Origin of the sequence: Halobellus inordinatus (genome assembly GCF_024464655.1) — an archaeon.
GTDB lineage: Archaea > Halobacteriota > Halobacteria > Halobacteriales > Haloferacaceae > Haloquadratum > Haloquadratum inordinatus.
Genome location: NZ_JANHAV010000012.1, coordinates 1 through 19,077, shown reverse-complemented (window position 1 = coordinate 19,077; position 19,077 = coordinate 1). Strand labels below are relative to the sequence as shown.

The window sequence follows — 19,077 nt, the reverse complement described above, 5'->3', positions numbered from 1 at the left end:
TCCCTGCGGAGGGGCTCCCACCGCGGACCGATACGTTCACGTCGCTCTCTCGGGAATTCGTTCGGACGCTATGGCACTGTTCGGTCTCCTCCCTCACACGCCGGTCGTGGATGTCTTCGTCGTCTTCGTCGCGACTGGGCTCATCTGGATGGGTAGCGGCTGGCTCGAGGGGTCGGCTGAGCGGCTCTCGATGTACTACGGGCTTCCGGCGGTCGTTCAGGGGTCGATCGTCGTCGCTGTCGGATCGAGCTTCCCCGAACTTTCGAGCGTCGTCTTCGCTGCCCTTTCGGGCGTTTTCGACATCGGTGTCGGCGCGATCGTCGGCTCTGCGATCTTCAACATCCTTGCGATCCCCGCCTTTTCGGCGCTCGTGTCGGACGAACCGCTCGAAACGAACCGGACGCTCGTCTACAAGGAAGCGCAGTTCTATATGATCGCCGTGTCGGTGCTCGTGGTCACGTTCGCATTCGCTGTTATCTACGCTCCCGTTCCCGATGGCCCGCCGCTCCTCGGACGGATCACGAGACCGCTCGCTATTCTCCCGCTGCTCCTGTACGGCCTGTACCTGTTCATCCAGTGGCAAGACGTCAACGACCACGATGCCGAACATCTCACGGATGACATTCAGATCGAACGACAGTGGCTCACGCTGGTCGCCGGTCTCGCCGTCATCCTCGTCGCCGTCGAACAGGTGGTCGGTAGCGTCGAGTCGTTATCGACCACGTTCGGGATTCCGGAACTGCTCGCCGGGGTGACGATCGTCGCTGCGGCGACCAGCCTGCCGGACCTCCTCGTGAGTGTTCGCGCCGCCCGCAGGGGGAAGAGCGTCACGAGCCTCGCGAACGTATTAGGTTCGAACACGTTCGATCTGCTCGTCGCGATCCCGCTCGGAGTGCTCATCGCAGGCAGCGTCGTCATCGATTTTGCGACGGCCGTCCCGATGATGGGTGTGCTCACCCTCGCGACCGTGCTGCTCTTTGCGGCCCTTCGAACTGACCTCTCGCTGACAAAACTCGAAGCGTACGCGCTGATCGTCAGTTATCTGTTGTTCGTCGCCTGGATCATTGCGGAGGTGCTTGGCGTGACCGGCGCTCTCCGCTGAGGCTGCTTCCCAAACACCTCGTGCTATAGCCCTTGACGCTGGACTCCGGAGATGCCCCATCCGCATTCGTTCTTTCGGGCGAGTGGTTTTCCTTATGACTTCTTCCAGTTCGGGTCCGCGCCGTCGGACATCTGCTCGCAGAACTGTCGGAGGAACGTCTTCTGGTCCGTTTGGCCGGCGCCGGCCGCCACGAGCGTCTCCTCCAGTCCGTCGCGGTTCTGGTGACAGCACTCGCGGTGGCAGGGCTTACAGAGGTACTCGAAGTCCTTCCCCTTACGGCTCCAGCGGTCTCCGTGTTTATCGTACTCCCGCGCGTCGTCACGCGCGACTGTCTCGCCGCACGCGATGCAGGTCACCTGTTGGTCGGTGCCGTCTTTCCCTACCGTCGGAGCAGTTAGCATTACCGGTCCACCTCCCCCATAATGGTATCGAGGCTGCCGAGCGTCGCGACGAGGTCGGCGACGTACTCGCCCTCCGCCATTGCTGGCAGTGCTGACAGGTTCGAGAACGACGGGCCGCGGATCTTGAACCGTGCAGGGGTTTCCGTGCCGTCGGCGCGGATATAGATTCCCAGTTCGCCCTTGGCGCCTTCGACGGCCCGGTAACACTCGCCAGATGGTTTTAGCGTCCGCGGCACGTTGGCCTGACAGATCCGATCGGCTTTCGGCCAGCCCTCGAGAAGGTCGAGACACTGTTCAACGATTGCGGCGGATTCCTCGATCTCTTGCAGTCGGACGAGTACCCGAGAGAAGTTGTCGCAGCCGTCCTCGGTGACGACGTTCCACTCAAGCTGGTCGTAGTACCCGTATGGATCGTCTCGCCGAAGGTCGTACTCAATACCGGAGCCGCGAGCGACTGGCCCAGTCACCCCGTACTGCTTTGCCACCTCCGGTGGCAACTCACCGGTGTCGACACAGCGGATCTGGAAGACCTCATTGCTGGTCAGGAGGTCGTGATACTCCGCAAGCTTCCGCGGGAGTCCGTTGGTGAAGGCGCGTACGTCCTCAAAGAACTTCGCGCGGGGCTTGGGGAGATCCCAGGCGACACCGCCGACCCGGAAGTAATTGAACATCATCCGCTGGCCTGTCAGGTCCTCTAGGAGGTCTTGGACGACGTCTCGATCCCGGAAGCCATACATAAATGTAGCGTTGAATTCACCGCTGACATCCAACGCATACATAGCGGTGAAGAGCAGATGCGAGAGGATCCGCGACAATTCGGCGCTCATCGTTCGGATGACCTGTGCGTACTCCGGGACGTCGATGTCGGCTAAGTCTTCGATGACGCGAGCGTAGGCCCATTCGTTGAGCAAGCCCGCACCTCCCCAATCCCAGCGGTCGGGGTAGGGCATAATCTGGTGACGGTAGGTGCCCTGTTGGCACATTTGTTCTTCGCACCGGTGGATATACCCGATATCTGGCTCGACCTCGGCGACTGTCTCTCCGTCGAGCCTCGCCTCTAAATGCAACACCCCGTGAGTGGAGGGATGATGTGGCCCGATGTTGATATGCATCGTTTCCGCCGCTCCGTCCTCGCGATGATCCTCCTGCAACGGGTTAACGTGCTCCCGCAGCGTCACGATCTGTGATTGGGTCTGATCGTACTCCATCGACAATGGGTGGCCCTGCCACGTCTCCGGCAGGAGAATCCGTCGCAGGTCTGGGTGATCTGCATACTCGATTCCGACGAGGTCGTAGGCCTCCCGCTCGTGCCACTCTGCTGTGCGGTAGACCGGCGCGGCCGACTCGCTGACCGGATTATCTTTCGGAGCAGGGACCACGACTGCCAGCTCGCGGGTCCTGTCGTCGTAGCTCGTGAGGTGATAAATCGTCTCGAAGCGGTCTTCGTACTCTTGAGCGGTCACGCACGAACAGTGGTCGAACCCCGCCGCAGAGCGAAGTGTCGAAAGGACCGCCTGGACGCGGTCGGCCCGGATCACGATCGCAGATATGTTCCCGTGCGATTCACGGCTGACGACGGCGTCGTCGGGGAGAACAGTGACCGCTGTGTCTCCGACCGAGTCGGCGGTCACGCGCTGTTGTTGCTGCATCGTTCACGGACGTCAGTTTTCGGTGTAGGACGGTAGGCACTCTGCCTCATCTGTGTGGCCATATAAGTACGCCACGGAGGCTCCGCCCGCAAACGCCGATCTCTAGAGCGGCCGTCGGTGCTCAACCCGCGCGGTTATCCGGCGGCCCTGCCGGTGGGTCGTGGTCGAGGTACTGTGATCCAGCGTCCGCACTCTACAGTTGACATCCTCCTCCGGCTAGAGTGGTCTGCGCTAGTTGTAAATATCCAATAGCCGAGCCAACGGACGGCGAGTGAAGCAGTGCCGTAACCCCGTTTCAATCGTCTCGAAAGCGTGCATATCCAGCAAGTACTGTACTTGCTCGTATTCAGCAGTTACAGTGACCACACAAGGCGCGGGCATTCTCCTTGGTGTTTATAAGCAAGGCGAGTTCCTCGGTGCTTGACCCCGAGGCGATTCACGGGGCGGTGTGAGTGAAGATTTAGGTATCCGTTCTCGAACGCAGCATATGCGCTATCTCACGGTGTTAGTCAAACCGGATGATGGCGGTGCCTTCCATCCGCTTGGAGACGAACTGACAGCTGAACCGTCCATCAAGCGGCAGGCCATTCATCGCGTCGATCTTCTCGCTGATGACACCGTGTTGCTGCTGGCCGAGGCAAGCGGCAGTCAAGAGCGTTACGAGGAAATTATGGCGGCGTCCCCATACGTGATTAATTATCTTACCGCCGGCGACAACCGCTGGATGGCGGTGAGCCAATTTGAACCGACCGACGAGATTCGTCGGGCACTGGAACTCCAACGCGAGTCGTTCGTGCTGATGGACACGCCGATACGCTTCACGCCCGAAGACTACCTGAAGATCACGTACCTCGGAACCGAGAAGACATTCAGAACTCTGTCCGACTACGCTGCTGAAATGGACTCAATCACGTTCGAAATCCTCAGTATGGGAACGTATGAGGCGGACGGGTCCTCGCTCAGTAGGGTGCTCACCTCCCGGCAAGAAGAAGTGCTTGAGGCAGCCGTAGAGCTGGGATATTACTCTGCACCCCGGCAGGCGTCACTTGCAGACGTCGGTGAGGCCGTCGAGATCTCTCCCGGAACGGTCGGTGAACACCTCCGGAAAGTCGAAGAGCGTGTGTTCGGCGAACTTGTCTCGCGTTAGTGTCTCATTCCCGAGCGGGGCTGTGAGCGTCGCCCCTGGCGCTTCGCTGCTCCTCACTGAACGCTCCCTCGATGAACGGGTCGATGCTACTCTCGATGGCCCGAGAGAGGATCTTCGCCATCGCGGTGTCGGCCGACCAGATCGCGGTCTCTTCACCTTCTGAATCGAGTGGCCTCGCCGAGAGCAACACGACGCGGTCGTCGACGATGAGGACTCGGCCGGAATGATCGACGGGACGCTCGATCGCCTTCGCGACACTGACCTCGTCGATCTCGGAGAATTGCTCTCTCACGGCCGCACTCTCGCAGATGACGCGGACCGGAGCGGTGACGGCCTGCGACTCGAGGGTCGCCGGGGGCTCCGTCGGGACCAGTGCAGGCGATGGAGCAGCGAAGAGTACCGTCTCCGTCGCCTGACGGGCAAGTTGCCGACGCGGTGGTGGACCGGATCGCGGCCGTGGGTGATCCACACGTCGCCGCGCATTTCGCCGTCGACCTGTGTCTCGCGCTGGGCTTTCAGGAACGAGAAGGCACGGTCGGCTTCGCGTTTCAGCCGCTCGGCGAACTGCCCCCGTGCGGTGTCTAGGCTCACCGGTCGGTAGCGCTTCGGCGTCGACTTCTGTATTTCGACCAGGCCGAAGTCGGCCAGTTCTTCGGCTGCGCCATACTCCTGTGAGCGCGGCACATCCGTCTCCTCGTGGATCTGTTTCGCCGTGCCGACGTTGAGGGACTGAAGCGCGACGAATACCTGCGCCGCGTAGTTCGATAACCCAAGTCGTTCGAGCGACTCGACCGCCTCGTGCTCGGAGATGTCAGTGTCGACCGCCGTGCTCATACTGTTCCTCCCGCGCCCTCGGTCCCGTCGAGCGGTTCATCTGCGGTGGTCGCAGTTCTGTCGTCGGTTCGGGGCCCAAGCGCCGTGTTGGGATCGTCGTTGACGATGTAGTCCCAGACCGCGAGCGCCGACGGTAAGATGAGCAGCGAGGCGAGGAACGAGTAGATGATCGAAATCGCCGTCAGCACGCCGAACTGACCGAGCACTGCGAGCACCGCGAGGACAAGGACGCCGATACCGAACGACGTCGTCGCCATACTGCCGAGAAGTGCCCCACCGGTTCCGACGACGGTGCGCTCGAGCGCCTCGAACAACGGCCGTTCGCGGCGCTCGTCGATGAAGCGATGGACGACGTGCACCGAGTAGTCGATCCCCAGACCGATCGTCAGCGAGAGGATCGTCGCGGTGAACGAGTTGAACGAGATCCCGAGCACTCGCATCGTCCCGGCAACGGCTGCGACCGCGACGACGATCGGAACGAGATTCGCGACCCCAAGCGACGGCAACCCCTCCAGGATCCAGTAGACGAAGACGAGGAAGACGACAGTCGCACCGAGCGCAATCGAGAGGCTAGTGATCGCGGACTCGAATATCAGGTCCGAGACCTGCTGGAACACGATGGTGTTGCCTGTCGCGGTCGCGTCATATCGGAACCGCTTTGCGACCTCTCGGGCGGCCGCGGTGGCCTCCCTATCGGAGGCGTCAGCGGTCGTTGAGTAGACGATGCGGGCGCTCCGGTGGTCGCCGGCGAGATACTGCGAAGCCCGATCGCCGACCGGCGACTGTTCGAGTTCGCGGTAGATCGTCGCGAGGTTATCGTCGGGCACGCCGTTGTCGTTGCGGTCGTTCCGCTCGACCAGCGCGGCGAACTCGGGATTCTGGTCCGCGTAGTCTTGGATGATCGTCACGATGCTCGTCGACTCCGGGCGGCGGTCAGTTGCGCTGACGAACTCCTCCGGTGGGTTCTTTCCTGCGCGGTAGATGCGCTCGAGGGCGGCGTCGTTCTCCAATCGCCCTTCCACATATATCGTTACCGACCCCCCCTGTGACCGCGTAAACTCGTCCTCAAGGAAATTCAGCGTCGCAACGACGCTGTACTCGCTGGGCGCGAACGGTTCGGGGAGTGACTTCAGGAACGGAGAGACCTCTTCCGGCGGCAGGAAGTCTTCCTGGGAGAAGGAGGTGTCGACGCCGGTTGCGTAGCCTGCCGCGCCTGCGCTGAATATCAAGCCGGCGACGAGGACGATGACCGGAGCCTTCCGCGCGAACAGGACGCCGACAGAGAGCACCTGTCCCAGACTCGAGCCTTCCTCGCCGAGGGGCTTCTGGCTGAAGGTTGGCACTGGCCAACTGTCGCGGTTCCGATCGAGCCACACTTTCGCTGCCGGCAGGAAGATACCGAAGATCAGGAAGGTGAAGATGATGCCGCCGCCCGCGACGAGACCGAAGTCACGGATTGGCGGAAGTGCAGAGACCAGATTCGAGAGGAAGCCGATAACTGTCGTGCCGGTGACGATGAAGAACGCAACCAGCAACTGATCGGTCGCGACCGTCATCGCTTCTTCGACGTCTAATCCGGTTGCGCGGTCCTCCCGGTAGCGGTTGATCGCGTGAATTCCGAAGTCGATCCCGACCGCCAGAAGCAGCGGCGGGACCGAGATCATAATATTGTTGAACGGGATCCCCGCCAGACCGAGGAATCCAAAGGTCCAGATCACCGCCATCAGGAGCGAAATTACCCCGAGGAAGAGATCCAGCAGGTCGCGGTAGGCGACAATCAGGAATCCGACGATGAGAATCACGGCCGCCGGCGTGACGATCAACAGTGAGTCGGAGATGACCGTGCTGAACTCGTCGGCGATCGTCCCGCTGCCGAAGGCTGTAACGTCTGCCGACAGTTCGGCGTCGATGATCCGCTGGGCCTGATTCTGGATCGACGTCATCGGGCTTTCGCCGGACTGGCCAGTGCCGCCACCCACGTCCTGTGGCAGATCGTGCGTGACGACGCCGATTGTCGCCGAGGCCGACGCCGCCTTTCGATTGAAATCGTTGCTCAGCGTGCCAGTGAATTCCGGGTTGTCTGCATTGTCACGGATGGCCCGCCGAATTTCGGTCGGCGTCGCGTGCTCGAGCACCGAGATCTGCTCGTCAAGCGTCGTCGCCGACGGGTCGATGGTCTGTGCAATCGTGGCCGCGGCGGAGGACGTCTCTGAGACGTGCATATCGTCACGCTCTTCGAGTGCCGCCTGGGATCGCAGCATCGCAAGCAACGACTGCTTCGAGAGGACGTTCGTGCTCCGCTGGACGAGCTGGGTGCTTCCCGGTTCGGGCCCGAACACGGGGATGAACTCATTTTCGATGCGATCGAGCGCATTCGCGGCGGGAATGTCCTCGGCGAACTGTTGTGTCCCCGACTCCGTCGAGATGCTTCCCAGCCCAGCGCTGAAGACCAGCGTCACGACGAGGAACACCAGCATTACCTTTTTTGGGCGGTTGACGATGTTGTAATCCGCCCAGTCGATGAAGCGCTGGAAGTCGACTATCATTGGTCACCCCCGTCGGCGGTAGTAGAGGCCCCCGCCGGCGACGACGAGCACGATCACGACACCGGCGATCGGAACGATCGGCGGTCCACCGCCGGAGCTACTCATCACCTCGACGGGGACCTGATACGTATCGGAGATGATCGTATCGCCGTCCTCGTCGTCGTACTGGAAGTCCATCTTCACCGGGTACGTCTTCGCTGTCGCGTCGCCGTCGGCGCTGAGCTGGAAGACCATCGTCTCGGACTCACCGGGTTCGAGGCGACCGATGAACGCCTCGTCGTCGGACGACGACAGCGGCGAGTTCATATAGATCTTCGCGGAGACGTCCGAGACCGCATAGTCGCGGGTGTTCGTCACCGTCACCTCGAACTCGCCGCCGGAGCCCGCGCCGAACGTCCCGTTGACCGGTTCGACGTCGAACTCGGGCGACTGCTCGCTGATCATCACTCGCTTGGGGACTGCCTCGGCCTGCCGCGCGGTGTCGTCCTGATCGCGGTAGCTGACGCCGAAATCGAACTGCTGCGGCACTGCGGAGGCACTACTCGCGACTTCGACCTCGAACGAGAACGCCGCTGACTCGCCCGGGTCGAGCGAGCCGACAGCGACGGAGTCCTCGACCGGCGTGATCGTCGGACCGGGATCCTGTAACGTCACGACCGCGTTGTCGGCGGGCATCGGGCCCGTGTTAGTGATCGTCCCCGTGACGGCCCCCTCCTCGCTGACACGAAGAGAACTGTTGAGGTTCGATATCTCAAAGGTCATCTCGGAGTGCGCGCGAAGCGGCACAGTCAGCGAGGGGGTCGATCCGGTGGTACCGTCGGACTTCTCGAAGTCGATCTGCGACGAGAGCGCATAGCTCCCCGCAGAAGCACTGTCCCGAAGTCCGATGTCGAACTCGAACGTACGGTTCTCGTTGCGCTCCCAGACGTCGACGAACTGCGTGCTCGACTTGTTGGAGCCGACTGAGACGTCGGGTGCCGACGACGAGAGTGTCAGCTCTGAGTCGTAGGCAGCGTCGTCGCCGACGTTCTTGACCGTCACCTCGAGCGTTCCCTGCCCGCTCACGGTGGCCGTAGAAGCGGTGTCGACGACGTCGAACCGGGGACCGGACTCGACACGAACTGGAAGGTAAATCGTGGTCTCCCGCTCGACGTCATTGCCCGCGCCGTTATCATACTCATAAGAGAGGCGGAGCGGAATCCGGTAGGTACCGCTGTTGACGTTCGAGGGCACGTTCAGCTTCAACGAGAGTTCGGCGGGCGTCCCGTCCGGCAACTGTTCGACGTACAATTGTTCGGTCTCGACTTCGATCGGACCAGCATCTCGCGGTCGGATGTGAACGTTATGTGCCGCGCGCGTGCCGTCTTCGGCACCCTCGCCGTCGTTCACCAACTGGAAGGCGAGTTCGTTCACGCCGCCGGGCTGGAGAGACGGGTCCGGCGTGACCGTCTGTATATTTGGGTTCGACGTCAACGCGACCGCAGGAACTGCGCTCGCGAGAAGCGATGCGACTATCAGGGCGGTGCAAAGCTTCCTTTTCATAGCTGCGATGCCACGCCGTGTTGTGGTTGGATGGAGGGTTTCCACTCCCGTGTGACGTGGCTATCATTTACACGTCTGAATGATGGTATATAAGATATTATAATTCTCTACAGACAGTATTCGCTCTGTGGTCTCCATCAGTGGAACGGAGTCAGCAACCCGTTGTGTCCGCCACCCAGTTCTGTTCGGAGTCCACCCAGCGCGCTCGATAGATACAACGCTTGTTTGAGATTTGTATGCCTTTTGGTGATCCTACAACTATTATCAACTAGGATGATGCATCAGTCACTTATCCGGCACTCATTGGTCTGATTGATATCGGACTCGCTGGACTTCTCTTTCTGATCGTCCCGCCCTGGGGGTGCTGATGGCTATCGCCGGGATCCTCGTCGTCGGGACGTGTCTCTTCCGGCAGCTAGAGCACTCTTGGACAGCCCGTTGAGTTCACGAAAAATCCGATAGATGCCGCCGAACACGGGCAGATCACAACGATGCTCGGGCACGTAGCTGAACCGTTTGCCAGGCTCGGTGCGGAACATCGACGGGAGCGAGCCACGATCATTGCGTGCCCGGTACTGTGGTCGCCATTCTAACAGTTCCGTCGTCGGCGTCGTACTCACTTCGACCCCACAAGGGTCTGAAACCTGCTTGACCCACTCCATCATCGCGTCGTGGTTCGCCTTCGACCCTACAAGGGTCCGTCTGAAACCCTCGATCGCGCCGAACTGCGGTTCAGCCGAGCAGGCTTCGACCCTACAAGGGTCCGTCTGAAACTTCGTTCTCCGCGTACTGCGGGAGCGTCCGCGAGAGGCTTCGACCCCACAAGGGTCCGTCTGAAACGCTTGGACGATGAACATCGAGACGATAGCTGCTGAGAGATATAATATGGATCACTCTCGATAGATAAAAAGGAATCTGGTGCCAGCGGGCTATTTATAACAGTGAGTACACTGCCGATGAATAGGTAGCCAACCGCCACTGTCCCGGCCACAAGCATCCCTCGGATACCGATGAAGACGGATCTTTTGAGGCCTCTCTCTAGAGCACCCGCAGTTCGGGCAGTACGAGATGACGAAGGTTCCATATTACCTTTCTCTTAAGACAGGTAAAATACCGCAAGAGTTGAATTATTTGTTTCTCCAAGCGTTACCTCACTTATCTGCTATTCGAGGCGAAACCCCCGCCCTTTCCGCGAGGCGAGAGTGTTCCGACGCCGAGTCGGAACCAAGGAGCGAACAGGCGGGGATCAAGCGGACACTCTGTGGGAAAAACCACCGGACTGTGGTCGGACTGGGTGACCGACCGAAAGTTTTGCCGTGGCCCACCATACCGGAAACTGCTACGGAATCGGTGAGACGCTGGCCCCCAACAGACAAGGGGCGGTGACGAACGCGGTCTGTTCGTCACACGGCAATGACGTCGATTCCGATGGGGTCGTCCGAGAGACTCCGTCTCTCGTGATCACGAAAATCTCCGATTTTCGAACGACCTGCGTGACCGGGCCACAGCCCTACAGCGAGAGAGAAAACGAGAGTTTCGCCGGTATGCTGCCGGTTCCCTCTGAGTGCGGGTTGGAACCGTAACGTCCTGCTTCGGCAGGCCGGTCATCCAGTGGCCGGATGCCACGGCCTGAAGGCCGTGGAGGAGGTCACCGAGTGACTCCCTTCCGAACTTCGGCATCTACTGTGAAGGGATGGGCTTTCGCCTCGCTACCACTGTAACGGATCACTGGCCAGTGAACGTAGTCAACGTCTCTTCAGTAACCCCGGACCGGGAGTGGATTGTAACAAAATCGTTCTCTTTGATCACGGTCTGTCCTGTTGGCGTAATAGTTCCTTCATCACGATTGATTCTGACGACCAACACATCTGAAGGAATGAGTCCCTCTTCGTTCGCTTCTTGGAGCGTCTTTTCCGCAATTGGCGCTTCTTTTCTGACAATAACTTCAATGACATCTGCATCGCCAGCAAGCCCTGCGACACCAGTGACTGGTGATGCCAACTCTTCATCACGAGGGCCGAAGGGGGAATAGGGGCGAAAATACTCTCGGTGGATTAGATCCTCGTCGTCAATCTCGATACCAAGTGATGTAATTTCCTGTGCAATTCGCGTGAGATCGTCGGTATCTGTCCCAACAACTGTAATCCGGAGATCGCCTTTGCCAGACATAATCTCGCGGATATTTATCACGCCTGGTATATCGAGGACTCGTTGGGCCATCTCCTCCCGGTCACGAGATCCCGTACTGCAGACGTAATGGTTCGTGAGCCGTCCTCCAACCTTCTGATAATTAATATCGGTATGATATCCTTGGATTACGCCCGCTTCTTCGAGACGACGAATTCGATTCCGCACAGTCGGCGCTGAAACATCGACTTTCTCCGCGATATCAGGTGCAGATGTGTGGCGGGCCTCCTGCGACAGATAATACAGAATTCGTTCGTCGACGGTATCGATCTGAAGAGACATACTTATACGCTAGGATTAGGTCCGTATCGTCTTTTAAGTTACTGTTTGGTGTCTGATTAATTTCTGGTACAGTTTCCGATTCTAGCAAGAATTTGATAGCCAGAAGTCCGCTATACCCGCGATAGAATCCGTAACACACTAGAAGAACGAATAGAAACATTTCTCCACTTCACCTACTGAATCGTTTGTAAAAACGGAGAATATTTATCTTATCGTAGTATGGCAACCAATATGGTCTCACAGTTCACGCTTGCTGCAACGTCAATTGGGATCGGTACACGGGCTAGTCCGAGCCACAGAACCATCCGCCAACTTGCATCCTTCACCGAAAGTACGTCCATACCGTACTTATGGCAGTACTCATATGGTTTGCGTCGTGCACTAGACAAGTACCAGGTTGCTTTTGAACAATGGTGATGTAAGTATGAGTGATCCGCACGATGAACCAGAGGTACCGGATACCTTACCTGAGGCGCTAATCCAACGGATCGACTCGTTAGAACCCCCTGAGCTGAAAGCCGTTCTCTCGTACGTTGAACGCCGTATTGACGCGCTTCGTGTCCCCATCGAAGAGGAAATTGAGGCGACCGCGGCTGGAGAGGTCCTCCAAATTGAGAACTATGGAGTGTACGCACTCGTGCGTAAGCATCCGCCGAATCCGGATGGTCCTGGAGTTAACACGGATATTGTCTCACTATACCACGTCCACCGAGAACCGCAGCCAGATGGAACAGAATCACTGCACTGGGCGTACCTCGGAGATGTCCATAATTCGGAACAAATTCGCTGTGATTCCTGCGGGGCCCACCTCGATAAAAATGCATCTGTCTGCCCTCATTGTGGCAATAAGCACATCACCCAGTCTGAGACGGAGGAGTAAGCGATGACAAAGTCACTGACAAAGCGTCTTCTCGTCCCGGTTGTAGACGAAGAGGATGCACGTGAAACGGCCCAGATACTCGATGACTATGACTATGGCCACGTAACCGTCGTCCACGTAATCGAGAAAGGAGAAGGAGTTCCCGACAAGCTCCCTCTCGAACAGGCTGAACAACGGGCTTCGGAGGCATATGGTGCGTTTCGTGGAACCATCCCGGAGATTGACACCGAAACTGCATACCGTCGAGATGTCGTTGCTGCGATCCTCGACGTCGCAGCGGATGTGGATGCCAGCGCTATCGCGTTTCGTCCTCGTGGTGGAAACCGTCTCGTCCAGTTCTTGTCCGGTGACACGGCGCTCAAACTGATTACGGAGGCAGATCTGCCCGTTATTGCACTCCCAGAAGAGACCGAAAACAAATGATCGGAGAGCTAATTTGAATATGCATACACGTAGCGACGCGCGTAACACTGGTGGTATCGTATGAGTGAGACCGAGCAAGAACTCGCCCGTGATCTCGGCTTCCTCGAGGCCTACACGATCGGTCTCGGGACAATGATTGGTGCAGGGATTTTCGTTCTTCCAAGCATCGCTGCCGAGCAGGCCGGTCCCGCTAGTATGGTCTCCTTCTTCGGTGGAGGGTTGGTGTCGTTGTTAGCGGCTCTCTCCCTCTCGGAATTGGCGACCGGAATGCCGAAAGCAGGCGGCAGTTACTACTACGTCAATCGAGCGCTCGGCCCATTCTTCGGAAGTATCGTCGGCTGGGGGATGTGGGCTGGGCTGACGTTCGCTTCAGCATTCTATATGATTGGCTTCGGCCAATACCTTCTGCCGGGACTCGGCCAGTACATTGGGTTCCTTGCTGGCTGGGGGCAGATCGGCATTACTGTCGCAGCACTCGTAATGGCAGCGTTGCTGACTGGCGTCAACTACTATGGCGTCAAAGAAACCGGTGCGCTCCAGAACGTCATCGTCCTATCGCTTGTTGGACTTATTCTCGCCTTCCTCGCTCTGGGTATCATCAGTGGGCCGACGCTCGGTGAATTCAACCCTAATGGGTGGCCCGCAGTTGCAGCGACGATCGGAACAGTCTATGTTTCGTTCATCGGCTTCGAGGTCATTGCGACGAGTGCCGAGGAGATCAAAAACCCGAGCCGAAACCTTCCGCTCGCGATGATCGCAGCCGTGGTAACGCCGACGCTGATGTACGTGGGCGTGATGTTCGTTTCGACGGGAACGCTTTCGATTGAAGCTCTTGCGACATCCCAGATTCCGGTTGCCGACGTTGCGACCGAATTTATGGGGGCAATCGGAGCGCTGGTAATGATCGTCGGAGCTGTGCTTGCGACGGTTTCGAGTGCGAATGCCAGCATTCTTTCAGCTGCTCGAGTCAACTTCGCGATGGGTCGTGATCGGATCCTCGTCAACTGGCTCAACGAGGTTCACGAACGGTTCCGGACGCCGTACCGGGCGATTACGGTTACGGGAATTATCACGCTCGTCCTGATCGCGGTCGGCGTTGGGGTCGGAACACTCGCCGAGGTGGCGAGTTTTATGTACCTCGTGACGTACGCCCTCGTCCACGTTGCTGTCGTCGTGTTGCGCCGGGCAAACCCAGATGCGTACGATCCGTCGTTCAAGATCCCGATAGGTCTGTATCCTATTGTGCCAATTCTGGGATTCGTGTCCTGTCTTGTGATTCTGGTACAAATGAACTTTATTGTCCAGGCTATCGGTACTGTTATCGTCGTCTTCGGTGTGCTCTGGTATTTCGGATATGCACGCAATCGGGCACTCAGTGCGAGCTTGGTCGGTGAAGCAATTGCTCCTGAACCAGAAGCAATGGAAGGCGGCGAAGGTCGCTATCGCGTCGTCGTCCCGGTCGCGAATCCGGAGACCGAACGCGATCTCCTCAAAATGGCAGCAGCGAGCGCACACGCTCACGAAGACGAACGCGCCGAGGTAATCGCCGTGAACGTCATTGAGGTTCCACCCCAGACGTCGCTCTCTCAGGATCTAACATTCGAGGAGGAACGGGTTGAGCGACAGCAGGCATTGCTTGATTCTGCCCGCGATATCGCATCTGAACTCGATATCGGGCTCCGAACCCGGGCAATTGCGGGGCGAAGTGCTGGGTCCGTCATTCTGGATGTGATTGAAGAAGAAAACGCCGATCACGTCCTTCTTGGCTGGCAAGGGACGCGAAGTCGGCGTGAGCACGTCCTCGGATCGACAATCGATCCTGTCATTGGACGTGCCCCGTGTGATGCGACGCTGGTAAAGCTCGGATCCGAAGGTGGGCGCGGAGAAGGGGATATTATTGCGCTCGCTGGCGAGGGCCCACACGCGCCGGTCGCAGCCCGGCGTGCTGCCGAATTCGTCTCTGCAGCTGATGATGCCTCGCTGACGCTGCTTAATGTGCAATCTCCCGAGAACGACAGTGATGAAGACCTCTCGCCAACTGAGCGTGGTGAAGCAGTGATTGCCGAGTTAGCTGAACGCGCCGGAATTGAATATATGTCGTACGATACCAAAGTGGAAGTTGCCGAAGATACCGAACAGGCTATTATCGAGGTCGCTCAGGAATACGACACGGTCTGCGTCGGTGCGACACGTTCGGGGACGGTTTCGCAGGCTGTATTTGGATCGCTCCCGGAGAAAATCGGCGCAGAACTATCGCAAACGGTCGTGATGGCACGCGGAGAGGAGGAATCTCCGATGTCAATTCGTGAAGCACTGATGCGGAGATTGGAGGTCTAACCACTATGTACATCATCGTCATCGGCGCCGGAGATATTGGCACACCGCTTATTGATATTGCGACGCAGTTTGGAAACGAAGTCGTCGCTATCGAGCGCGATGAAAAGCGCGCGAATCAGGCTGCAGATCAGTTTGATTGCTTGGTATTGAATGCTGACGCCACAACAAAAGAAACGCTAGAGGATGCTGGTGCTGAGCGGGCTGACGCACTCATCTCGACGACTGATCAAGATGCAACGAACGTGATGACCTGCCTGCTCGCAAAAGAGTTCGAAATTCCTGCGATCCTCTCGGTCGTCCACAACCCGGAGCATATGGGGTTGTTCAAACAGATTGGTGTCAACACAATGGAAAACCCTCAACAGCTCATTGCTGAGTATCTCTACCGGGCTGTAGCGCGGCCGGCAATTGTCGATTATATGCGTATTGGTGAAAATGCAGAGGTGTTCGAAATCGAGGTCACCGAAGAGGCACCTATCGCAGGGAAGACGCTCCAAGAAGCTACACAGGAGGGACTGATTACTGCCGAGATGCTCGTTGTTGCGATCGAACGTGAAGGCGATGATCAACCGATCACTCCTCGCGGGAATACAACCATCAAGAAAGGCGACCTGCTGACAGTGTACTCTGGTGTCGGTGCTGATCCAGAGATTACGGACATCTTTGGACACTATGAAGATCACTCCCAGTAGGCTGACAATGTCGAATTCCGAGAACATCTCGGAAACTCTGATCGCAAATACGGAGAACGAATGAACGGAGCCATTGCAACTGTCGGCCGAGATATCGGTCGCATCTTGGAAGCGCTTGGCGGGCTGATGCTAGTCTCGCTCGCTGTACCTCTCCTCTGGGGAGAGTACTATGCGCTCCCGGCATTGCTGGTCTCCGCTATCATTCCGTTAGGAATTGGCTGGCTGCTCTATCGACGATTCAAGGACGCTGAAGCACCGAGCCGGTTCCACGGGATGATTGTCGCCGCGTTAGGATGGTTTTCCGTTGGCCTCTTCGGCTCGTTGCCATTCCTGTTGATTGCCTGGAGCGTCCAACTCGGCGTATCAGGATTTACAACACCCGCTCAGACAGCGACTCTGGCAGCGTTTACCGAGCCGCTCAACGCCGTCTTCGAGAGTATGAGTGGCTTCACGGGTACAGGACTCACGATGACCGACAATGAGGAAGTGCTCCCACGCACACTCCAGTGGTGGCGGACGTTCACCGAATGGGTCGGTGGGGTCGGAGTGATCGTTTTGACGACAGCGATTCTCTCACGCCCTGGGAGCGGGTCACTGACGCTTTATGAAAGCGAGGCTCGCTCGGAGAAGATTCACCCAAGCATTGTCTCGACGGTTAGGACGATCTGGTGGATCTTCATTCTGTTCACGTTCGTTTCTATCCTCGCGCTGTGGCTCGCGGGGATGCCGATCTGGGGAGCGATCAATCACGGGATGACCGGCCTCGCAACCGGTGGGTTCTCAATTACAGACAACTCGATTGCGACCTACGATAGCGCCCTGATCGACTTCGTGTTGATTCCGGTTATGCTGCTGGGCAGCATCGCGTTTCCGGTACATTATCTCATCCTCCGAGGGGATCTCCGAAACTTCTATTCGGATCTTCAGACGCGGTGGGTATTTGGTTATATGAGTATTGGGTCGGCGTTGTTGTGGGGCTTCCTCTACTACGCTGGTCCCTATGGGACACCCTTCGCTGCTTTGCGCTATGGCCTGTTCCAGTTCGTCTCGGCTGCCACCTGTACCGGATTCCAGACGGCTGTCGATTCGACCAATGTTGCACTTGGCCGGTGGCCCTCGTACGCTCAATTGACGGTCACATTCGGGATGTTTGTTGGTGGTGCTGCTGGATCAACTGCCGGCGGCATCAAACTCATTCGTGGACTGACGCTCGCGAAGGGAATTCGGTATCAGATTGCGGATGTCTTCTACCCCGAGACTGCCGTGCGCCGACTGCAAATTAACGGCCGGCGACTGAATGAGGATGAAGCGAGCCGCGAATTTATGGAGGCAGCAATCATCGTCGTCCTTTGGATTACCTTCCTGGTCGTCGGTACCTTCATACTACTTCTCACGCTCCCGTCAGGAGAGTATTCACTCGCCAACGTCGTGTTCGAGGTAGCTAGCGCACAGGGGAACGTGGGTCTCTCGTCGGGAATTACGGGGCCTGAGTCACTCCCGACGATTGGAAAGATCGTGTTTCTCTTCCATATGTGGATCGGGCGGCTCGAGATCATTCCCGTACTCGTGATGCTCCGAACAATCTTCAAGCGTGGAGGACTCTACCAATGAAACTGGACAGTCTTCCGGTTCTTTCCTCTGTGTTCGAAGCTGGTGCCGATGACCGCATCTTCGATTCGCTGCTGTTGCTTGGTCCCCTCATTATTGGTTTGATTATCGTTCTGAATCGGTCTCTCGTCACTGAGACGCTTGCGATTGCATATCTCGGGGTGTTCGTCGTGTACATCCTCTATCGAGGGGTCCAGTAAAGCGAAAAGGGAGACTCCTCGTTGTGTTTCCATCCTCAGCGAACGCTCACTGAGGGTGGCACTGTGCAATCGCGCTGCGAACAGTATCCCGTTGACCAACGAATGTTAAGCGGGTACCGTGCTGCAGCGTCAGATCTGGTTTGGGAATCTGTGCATCACCATCACAGCTGACGAGCGCGACCAGGACACCATCCGGAAGGAACTCATCAAGTTCACGGATTGATTTCCCAATCAACCACTCCGCCGTAACTTCGATCTCCTGAACGTCTTTATCCCGGCCGAGATCAGTCATCCATTCCGATAGTGCAGGTCGCTCAATCGCGTTATCCATCTCCTGAGCGATCGCATCGCTCGCCGAGATTGCGCGGACGCCAAGCTCCTCGAACGCTTCGACATTATCTGGCGTATTCACGCGAGCAATGACAGTCTCGACATCGAATTTAGAGTTTGTGAGCTGCGCGATGAGCAAGTTCACATCGTCGTTGGCCGTCGTTGCGGCGACAGTTTTAGCATTCTCAATTCCAGCACTCTGAAGGACACTCGTATCAGTTCCATCACCGTGATGGGTAGTGAACCCAGCACTCCGCGCTGTTTCAACGGTTCGCTGGTCGGTATCGATAATAACGACACTTTCGCCCCGGCCCACCAGTTGTTCGGCGAGGCTACGACCGACGCGTCCCGCGCCAACTATGATGACTCGCATAGATCGTACGTCAAGTGTGTATGCGGTTCGAGCAAAGTCACCTTCGACTACGACTGCACGAAATTGAGATAGTGATAGAGATACGAGCGCATACCCCTGCTTTCCCGTGAGTGACGAGTGTTCCGACTCCAGTCGGAACCAAGGAGCGAACAGGCGGAGGTTGAGCGGACACTCTGGCGAAGAAAACCACTGTATTGAGGCCAGTCTGGATGACCAATCGAACGTTTTTGTTGTAGCTGGACGTACTGGAAACTGCTACGGAATCTGTGAAAAGTCAGTCCCCAACAGACAAGAAGTAGTGACGAACTCAGTCTCAGTACCTCACAAGGCGTCGTCAGCTAACCCGATCTGAGCTCACCAGTCTGTCCTGATGAGCCGTTGGTAGCGAGCAAGTAACGCTGGGAAAAGAGGAAGCGTTCGCTGTCGGCGGCGGTCAGCCGCCGACGCGACAGCGTTGCCACTCACGTGGAGGCGTGCTCGGTCGGTGACTACCGGTGGAACCGGTCGTCAGGTGGCCGGTTTGCGGGGACGGCCCGACGCGTCG

Annotated in this window: 16 protein-coding genes; 8 read left to right on the top strand and 8 right to left on the bottom strand. The window is 57.9% G+C overall.

The genetic code is table 11. The annotated features are described in order from the left end of the window. The first annotated feature begins 70 nt into the window (after positions 1 to 70). Positions 71 to 1,102, top strand: a complete 1,032-nt coding sequence (locus NO347_RS16125; protein ID WP_256290708.1) for a sodium:calcium antiporter — start codon at positions 71 to 73, stop codon at positions 1,100 to 1,102. Between the two features lie 92 nt (positions 1,103 to 1,194). Here the strand turns inward: NO347_RS16125 and NO347_RS16120 are convergent, their stop codons facing one another. After that, positions 1,195 to 1,503, bottom strand: a complete 309-nt coding sequence (locus NO347_RS16120; protein ID WP_256290706.1) for a DUF7562 family protein — start codon at positions 1,501 to 1,503, stop codon at positions 1,195 to 1,197. Beyond that, the gene (locus tag NO347_RS16115) at positions 1,503 to 3,152 is read right to left on the bottom strand and encodes an NADH-quinone oxidoreductase subunit D (protein ID WP_256290705.1); all 1,650 of its coding nucleotides are present in this window, start codon (positions 3,150 to 3,152) and stop codon (positions 1,503 to 1,505) included. Before NO347_RS16115 ends, NO347_RS16120 begins: the two co-directional genes overlap by 1 nt. A 487-nt stretch (positions 3,153 to 3,639) precedes the next feature. Here NO347_RS16115 and NO347_RS16110 point away from each other — a divergent pair, with 487 nt between their 5' ends. Continuing rightward, positions 3,640 to 4,299, top strand: coding sequence for a helix-turn-helix domain-containing protein (locus NO347_RS16110; RefSeq protein WP_121570167.1), 660 nt, complete (start codon positions 3,640 to 3,642; stop codon positions 4,297 to 4,299). Between the two features lie 4 nt (positions 4,300 to 4,303). Here the strand turns inward: NO347_RS16110 and NO347_RS16105 are convergent, their stop codons facing one another. The 5 genes from NO347_RS16105 to NO347_RS16085 form a co-directional block, all read right to left on the bottom strand. Next, positions 4,304 to 4,591: a hypothetical protein gene (locus NO347_RS16105; protein WP_256290703.1), complete on the bottom strand. Its 288-nt coding sequence runs from the start codon at positions 4,589 to 4,591 to the stop codon at positions 4,304 to 4,306. Beyond that, entirely contained in the window at positions 4,588 to 5,133 is a 546-nt protein-coding gene (locus NO347_RS16100) for a TrmB family transcriptional regulator (RefSeq protein WP_256290702.1), read from the bottom strand. The genes NO347_RS16105 and NO347_RS16100 overlap by 4 nt, the downstream gene beginning before the upstream one ends. After that, on the bottom strand, positions 5,130 to 7,679 hold the full coding sequence (locus tag NO347_RS16095; RefSeq protein ID WP_256290700.1) for an efflux RND transporter permease subunit: 2,550 nt from the start codon (positions 7,677 to 7,679) through the stop codon (positions 5,130 to 5,132). Before NO347_RS16095 ends, NO347_RS16100 begins: the two co-directional genes overlap by 4 nt. A 3-nt stretch (positions 7,680 to 7,682) precedes the next feature. Beyond that, positions 7,683 to 9,221, bottom strand: coding sequence for a COG1361 S-layer family protein (locus NO347_RS16090; RefSeq protein ID WP_256290699.1), 1,539 nt, complete (start codon positions 9,219 to 9,221; stop codon positions 7,683 to 7,685). 1,725 nt (positions 9,222 to 10,946) lie between these two features. Continuing rightward, the gene (locus NO347_RS16085; RefSeq protein ID WP_256290698.1) at positions 10,947 to 11,690 is read right to left on the bottom strand and encodes an Lrp/AsnC family transcriptional regulator; all 744 of its coding nucleotides are present in this window, start codon (positions 11,688 to 11,690) and stop codon (positions 10,947 to 10,949) included. A gap of 424 nt (positions 11,691 to 12,114) precedes the next feature. Here NO347_RS16085 and NO347_RS16080 point away from each other — a divergent pair, with 424 nt between their 5' ends. Genes NO347_RS16080 through NO347_RS16055 form a run of 6 tightly spaced genes read left to right on the top strand, consistent with a single transcriptional unit; the run spans position 12,115 to position 17,830 of the window. Continuing rightward, the gene (locus tag NO347_RS16080; protein ID WP_256290697.1) at positions 12,115 to 12,570 is read left to right on the top strand and encodes a zinc ribbon domain-containing protein; all 456 of its coding nucleotides are present in this window, start codon (positions 12,115 to 12,117) and stop codon (positions 12,568 to 12,570) included. A 3-nt stretch (positions 12,571 to 12,573) separates the two neighbouring features. Next, a complete protein-coding gene (locus NO347_RS16075; protein WP_256290696.1) occupies positions 12,574 to 12,993 on the top strand; it encodes a universal stress protein in 420 nt (139 codons plus the stop codon). 60 nt (positions 12,994 to 13,053) lie between these two features. Further along, positions 13,054 to 15,330 (top strand): amino acid permease, encoded by a 2,277-nt coding sequence (locus NO347_RS16070; protein WP_256290694.1) that lies wholly within the window; start codon positions 13,054 to 13,056, stop codon positions 15,328 to 15,330. Positions 15,331 to 15,335: 5 nt separating this feature from the next. Beyond that, on the top strand, positions 15,336 to 16,022 hold the full coding sequence (locus NO347_RS16065; protein ID WP_256290692.1) for a potassium channel family protein: 687 nt from the start codon (positions 15,336 to 15,338) through the stop codon (positions 16,020 to 16,022). Between the two features lie 60 nt (positions 16,023 to 16,082). Further along, positions 16,083 to 17,633: a TrkH family potassium uptake protein gene (locus NO347_RS16060; RefSeq protein ID WP_256290691.1), complete on the top strand. Its 1,551-nt coding sequence runs from the start codon at positions 16,083 to 16,085 to the stop codon at positions 17,631 to 17,633. Then, complete coding sequence (locus NO347_RS16055) at positions 17,630 to 17,830, top strand: hypothetical protein (RefSeq protein WP_256290690.1); 201 nt, start codon at positions 17,630 to 17,632, stop codon at positions 17,828 to 17,830. Before NO347_RS16060 ends, NO347_RS16055 begins: the two co-directional genes overlap by 4 nt. A gap of 46 nt (positions 17,831 to 17,876) precedes the next feature. Here NO347_RS16055 and NO347_RS16050 read toward each other — a convergent pair whose 3' ends face one another. Continuing rightward, positions 17,877 to 18,665 (bottom strand): potassium channel family protein, encoded by a 789-nt coding sequence (locus NO347_RS16050; RefSeq protein WP_425492403.1) that lies wholly within the window; start codon positions 18,663 to 18,665, stop codon positions 17,877 to 17,879. Positions 18,666 to 19,077 lie beyond the last annotated feature (412 nt).

Coding starts and splice junctions, on each gene's coding strand:
- NO347_RS16075 (WP_256290696.1), top strand. CDS start 12,574: ATGACAAAGTCACTGACAAAGCGTCTTCTCGTCCCGGTTGTAGACGAA.
- NO347_RS16080 (WP_256290697.1), top strand. CDS start 12,115: ATGAGTGATCCGCACGATGAACCAGAGGTACCGGATACCTTACCTGAG.
- NO347_RS16100 (WP_256290702.1), bottom strand. CDS start 5,133: ATGAGCACGGCGGTCGACACTGACATCTCCGAGCACGAGGCGGTCGAG.
- NO347_RS16055 (WP_256290690.1), top strand. CDS start 17,630: ATGAAACTGGACAGTCTTCCGGTTCTTTCCTCTGTGTTCGAAGCTGGT.
- NO347_RS16085 (WP_256290698.1), bottom strand. CDS start 11,690: ATGTCTCTTCAGATCGATACCGTCGACGAACGAATTCTGTATTATCTG.
- NO347_RS16065 (WP_256290692.1), top strand. CDS start 15,336: ATGTACATCATCGTCATCGGCGCCGGAGATATTGGCACACCGCTTATT.
- NO347_RS16090 (WP_256290699.1), bottom strand. CDS start 9,221: ATGAAAAGGAAGCTTTGCACCGCCCTGATAGTCGCATCGCTTCTCGCG.
- NO347_RS16060 (WP_256290691.1), top strand. CDS start 16,083: ATGAACGGAGCCATTGCAACTGTCGGCCGAGATATCGGTCGCATCTTG.
- NO347_RS16110 (WP_121570167.1), top strand. CDS start 3,640: ATGCGCTATCTCACGGTGTTAGTCAAACCGGATGATGGCGGTGCCTTC.
- NO347_RS16095 (WP_256290700.1), bottom strand. CDS start 7,679: ATGATAGTCGACTTCCAGCGCTTCATCGACTGGGCGGATTACAACATC.
- NO347_RS16120 (WP_256290706.1), bottom strand. CDS start 1,503: ATGCTAACTGCTCCGACGGTAGGGAAAGACGGCACCGACCAACAGGTG.
- NO347_RS16125 (WP_256290708.1), top strand. CDS start 71: ATGGCACTGTTCGGTCTCCTCCCTCACACGCCGGTCGTGGATGTCTTC.
- NO347_RS16070 (WP_256290694.1), top strand. CDS start 13,054: ATGAGTGAGACCGAGCAAGAACTCGCCCGTGATCTCGGCTTCCTCGAG.
- NO347_RS16115 (WP_256290705.1), bottom strand. CDS start 3,152: ATGCAGCAACAACAGCGCGTGACCGCCGACTCGGTCGGAGACACAGCG.